The sequence below is a fragment of the Cupriavidus sp. HPC(L) genome (genome assembly GCF_000307735.3).
GTDB lineage: Bacteria > Pseudomonadota > Gammaproteobacteria > Burkholderiales > Burkholderiaceae > Cupriavidus.
In genome coordinates this window covers 1-4848 of the sequence record NZ_AMPR02000219.1, presented here as the reverse complement: position 1 = coordinate 4848, position 4848 = coordinate 1, and the positions used below count along the sequence as shown (strand labels likewise).

General features: G+C 69.1%; 4 protein-coding genes. 2 read left to right on the top strand and 2 right to left on the bottom strand.

Annotation, left to right across the window (positions count from 1 at the left end):
• Positions 1 to 805, top strand: an 805-nt coding sequence (locus B551_RS13345; protein ID WP_043439515.1) for an SbcC/MukB-like Walker B domain-containing protein, incomplete at its 5' end; no start/stop codon positions are given.
• 524 nt (positions 806 to 1329) lie between these two features.
• Positions 1330 to 2646 carry an MFS family transporter gene (locus B551_RS13340; RefSeq protein WP_006579004.1) on the top strand — a complete coding sequence of 439 codons (1317 nt, stop codon included), beginning with the start codon at positions 1330 to 1332 and terminating at the stop codon, positions 2644 to 2646.
• 136 nt (positions 2647 to 2782) lie between these two features.
• Here B551_RS13340 and B551_RS13335 read toward each other — a convergent pair whose 3' ends face one another.
• Together B551_RS13335 and B551_RS13330 are read right to left on the bottom strand one after the other, a co-directional pair.
• Positions 2783 to 3115, bottom strand: a complete 333-nt coding sequence (locus tag B551_RS13335) for a four-helix bundle copper-binding protein (RefSeq protein WP_006579003.1) — start codon at positions 3113 to 3115, stop codon at positions 2783 to 2785.
• A gap of 176 nt (positions 3116 to 3291) precedes the next feature.
• On the bottom strand, positions 3292 to 4848 hold a 1557-nt coding region (locus tag B551_RS13330), incomplete at its 5' end, for a tannase/feruloyl esterase family alpha/beta hydrolase (RefSeq protein WP_083492595.1).

Here is a 4848-nt window from a genome sequence, read left to right as displayed (position 1 = left end):
GCTGGCGCTCGATGCCGATTGGCTGGCGCGCGAGGAAGAGGCGCTGCACGCGCTGCAACGCGAAGTCGATGCGGCGCACGGCGCGGTGCAGACGCGCCGCGCCGAACGCGAACGCCATCTGGCGCGGCGGCCTGGGCAGGACGACGCCGCCACCGTGCAAGCCGCACTGGCGGCGGCCCGTGCCGAACTGGAGCGCGCCAAGCAGGCGCTGGCCGAGGCCGATTTCACGCTGCGCCGCGACGACGAGCGGCGCGCACAGGCCAGCGACCTCGTCACGCGCATCGAGCGGCAGCAGGCCACGGCGCACACCTGGCAGGTGCTGAACGAATTGATCGGCTCGGCCGACGGCAAGAAATTCCGCAACCATGCCCAGCAGATGACGCTGGACATCCTGCTGGGCTACGCCAACCGGCATCTGGCCACGCTGTCGCGCCGCTACCGGCTCGAGCGCGTGCGACAGAGCCTGGCGCTGCTGGTGATCGACCAAGACATGGCCGACGAGGCCCGCTCAGTGCATTCGCTGTCCGGCGGCGAGTCGTTCCTGGTGTCGCTGGCGCTGGCACTCGGGCTGGCATCGCTGTCCTCGCATCGCGTGCGGGTCGAATCGCTGTTCATCGACGAGGGCTTCGGCAGCCTCGACGGCGACACGCTGCGCGTCGCGATGGACGCGCTCGACAGCCTGCAGGCCCAGGGCCGCAAGGTCGGCGTGATCTCGCACGTGCACGAGATGACCGAACGCATCGGCACGCGCATCGAGGTGCGCAGGCTGTCGGGCGGACAGAGCCGGGTGATGGTCGGGTCGTAGCGGGGTAGCGGGGTAGCGGGGTAGCGGGGTAGCGGGGTAGCGGGGTAGCGGGGTAGCGGGGTAGCGGGGTAGCGCGGTAGCGCGGTAGCGCGGTAGCGGGCGCCGTTGCCCTCTCCCCCAACCCCTCTCCCGCTCGCGGGAGAGGGGAGCCCCTACCATCGCCGCTCGAATCACCAGGTGGGTCCTCCCCTCGCCCGCTTGCGGGAGAGGGGCGGGGGAGAGGGCAACAGCGCTCGCCATTCCGCGAACGCTGCACGAGACACTGTGTTCGCGATCGCGAACAATCGCGCGCCATCCCGCGCCCTGTCTGGGCTCGGCATCGCCCCGCCCCGCACGCCGCACCGCCGTGCCGTGCAGGATCACGCCCTAGGGGTTACCCTTACACCGTCCTGCCGCCCGCCCGCCAGACCCCTGGCCTTCGCGGGCGGCGTCTGTTGCAGCAGCGGTGCCCCCGCCGCGCTTCGCCCGACTCCGGCGCACGCATGCTCGCGCATGATCGCCGGCGTCCTACTCAGCGATCTCCCATGACAGAACTGACCAGCACCACCATTCCGGCCGGCCCGGCGGACCGCGACCACGACAGCCGCCGCCGCGTCTTCGCGATCGTCGCGGCCTCGTCCGGCAATCTCGTCGAATGGTTCGACTTCTATATCTACGCCTTCTGCGCGATCTATTTCGCGCACTCGTTCTTTCCGCAGTCCGATCCCACCGTGCAGCTGCTCAATACCGCCGGCGTGTTCGCCGCGGGCTTCCTGATGCGGCCGATCGGCGGCTGGGTGTTCGGCCGCATCGCCGACCGCCACGGCCGCAAGCATTCGCTGCTGATCTCGGTGGTGATGATGTGCACGGGCTCGCTGATGATCGCCTGCCTGCCGACCTACGACAGCATCGGCGCCTGGGCCCCCGTGCTGCTGTTGCTGGCGCGCCTGCTGCAAGGCCTGTCGGTCGGCGGAGAGTACGGCACCACCGCAACCTACATGAGCGAGGTCGCGCTCAAGGGCCGGCGCGGCTTCTTCTCGTCGTTCCAGTACGTGACGCTGATCGGCGGCCAGTTGCTGGCGGTGCTGGTGGTGGTCGTGCTGCAGCAGCTGTACACCGAGCAGGAGCTGCGCGCCTGGGCCTGGCGCATTCCGTTCGTGATCGGCGCGATCACCGCGGTGGTGGCGCTGCTGCTGCGTCGGACGCTGAAGGAGACGTCGAGCGCCGCGTCGCGCAATACCAAGGGCGCCGGCAGCGTCGTCACGCTGCTGCGCGACCACAAGGCCGCCTTCTTCACGGTGCTCGGCTACACCGCCGGCGGCTCGCTGATCTTCTATACGTTCACCACCTACATGCAGAAGTACCTGGTGAACACCGCCGGCATGCCGATCAAGACCGCCAGCTACGTGATGACCGGCGCGCTGTTCGTCTACATGTGCATGCAGCCGGTGTTCGGCGCGCTGTCGGACCGCATCGGCCGGCGTACCAACATGATGCTGTTCGGCGCGCTCGGTGCGCTGATCACGGTGCCGGTGCTGACCGCGCTGCATACGATCACCAATCCGGCGGTCGCCTTCGTGCTGATCACGCTGGCGATGGCGGTGGTCAGCCTCTATACGTCGATCAGCGGCATCGTCAAGGCCGAGATGTTCCCGCCGGAAGTGCGCGCGCTCGGCGTTGGCCTGGCCTATGCGATCGCCAATGCCGTGTTCGGCGGCTCGGCCGAATACGTCGCGCTGAACCTGAAGGCGGTCGGCCACGAGTCGGCCTTCTACTGGTACGTGACCGCGATGATGGTGCTGGCCTTCTTCGTCAGCATGCGGCTGCCGCGCCAGGCGAAGTACCTGCATCACGACGACTGAGAATGGGCAATGGGCCGGCGATCTTGCCGGCCTGCCCTTGAAAGCCTGTCGTCCCCGCGAACGCGGGGACCCAGCGGCTTGCGGGGGTCGATCCTTGCGGCTCGTCCCCCCCGGCAAACCACCCCGCCCGGCTGCTTCAGGCCGCCGCCATCTGCCGGCACGCCTGTGCGCAGTCGCGGCAGGCCTGCGCGCACTGCTGGCAATGCTGGGCCTGATGACGCGCACACTCCTCGGCGCAGCGTTCGCAGATCTGCGCGCACAGCGCACATAGCTCGCGCGATTGCTTGCTGCCGCGCGACATATAGGCCACCGACAGTTCACAGATGCCGGCGCAGTCCAGGTCCAGCCGGATGCACTCGGTCATCTTCTGCACGTCGTGTTCCTGCAGGCAGGAAGCCGCGCAGTGACGGCAGGCCTGCGCGCAGCGCGTGCAGGCATCGATACAGGCTTGATATTGCTCGTGAGGCATGGCATCGCTCCTCGCTCGGTCGACGCCGGATTGGCGCCATACCCGACCGAGCAAGGCGCGGACCACGACGACGGCGCTTCGTCAGCGCCGCCCGCCGGCACCGCGCCTTGCGGCACCGCGCCGATCGCTCTTACATGCCTTGCAACTTCTGCCGGCCGTGCACCGGATGGCCCGCGCTACCGGCACGAGAAACTGGCCGCATCGTCGGTACTGCCGCTGCCCTGGTAGACGGCCTTGCGCGGATACGGGCACAGCGGCCGCGTACGCGTCACCGCCCCGCCGCTGACAGCGGAGGCGACGATCCGGTCCGGCGCGGTGCCGCGCGTGACCCACGCATCGAGCGCCTCGAGGATGTCGTGGTCCGCGTCCACCACCGGCGCCGGCGTATCGCCATTGCCGAACTGCGTCGTCCCCGGTCCGCCCGAGCAGTGCCCCATGCCGGGCACCATGAACAGCCGGAAGAACGTGTCGACCTCCGCCTGAGAGCCCTGCGCGGCCTTGACGCGATCGTAGTAGGCGATGGTGTCGATCGCGTTGACCACCGGGTCCTGCCAGCCGTTGTAGACCAGCAGCTTGCCGCCGCTGGCCTTGAACGCCGACAGATCCGGGTTGTTCTGGTCGACCATCGCGCCGACCTTGGCATCGGCATAGGCCAGGTCGCGATCGAAGTCGAAGGTCCACCAGTTCCACTGCGGGTTGTCGAACACCCAGTAGCGCCAGAAGTCCGCGCGCGTCGGCTCGGTCGTGCCCCAGTAGCTGTTCCAGCCCACCGGCGAACCGCCGGCCGTGAACAGCGCCTCGCTGGTCTTCGGCCATCCCGGGTACACCTGCTCGCCGGTGCGGGGATTGCGCGCGCCGGCGTACATGGCCTTCAGGGCCGACACCTGCTCGGCGGTCAGGCAATTGTCGGCGTCGGCCCCGGTGCATTGCAGCGTGGCGGGATCGAAGCCGCATTGACGCGGGTCGTCGACCACGCCGTCGGTGACGCCATCGTCCGCATCGCAGGCCGCCACCGCGGCGCGCGTGACCATCGGCAGCTTGGCCGCCGGGATGATCGGCGACAGATTGTCGTTGGGCCGGTGATTGGCCAGGAACTGCCACAGAAAGCCCGCGTTGAGCCGCACCCGGTTGTTGCCGGGCGCGCCGGCGATGATGCCGTCGAAATCGTCGGGGTAGCGCTGCGCCTCGGCATAGCCCTGATGGCCGCCGGTCGAGCAGCCGTAGAAGTACGCGCGCTCGATCTCGCGCGCGTGCATGCCTGCGACCAGCCGCTTGCCCGGCACCGTGATCGCATGGATCGAGCGCGTGCCCCAGTCGACGATCTTCTCCGGATGGTTGACGCCGAACAGCATGTCGTTCGGATTGGCGGACTGGTGACCGGTATCGCCGCCGACCGTCGCATAGCCGCGCGCGAGCCCCATCGCCATCGCCCGGTAGCCCAGCGCCGGGCTGTAACCGCCATTGCCGGTCACCAGCAGCTTGCCGTTCCATTGCGCGGCCGCCGGAATCCATACCTCGAAGCGGATCTCCGAATCGCTGCTGGGCCGCGCCACCGCCTGCACGCGGCAGAACGCGGGCACCGTCACCGTGGTGCCGTTGCTGGGCGAGAAGCTGCCGGCGGCAATCTCGGTGGCCGCCTGCACCGTCGCGCCGTCAAGCGCGGCGGCAGCCATCTGCGCGCAGGATTTCGGTGGCTGATTCGCAGCCGGAGGCGGCGCGGGCGGCGCGTCGCC

Bases quoted from the DNA above. Each gene is read 5' to 3' on its own strand.
- B551_RS13335 (WP_006579003.1), bottom strand. From the start codon at position 3,115: ATGCCTCACGAGCAATATCAAGCCTGTATCGATGCCTGCACGCGCTGC.
- B551_RS13340 (WP_006579004.1), top strand. From the start codon at position 1,330: ATGACAGAACTGACCAGCACCACCATTCCGGCCGGCCCGGCGGACCGC.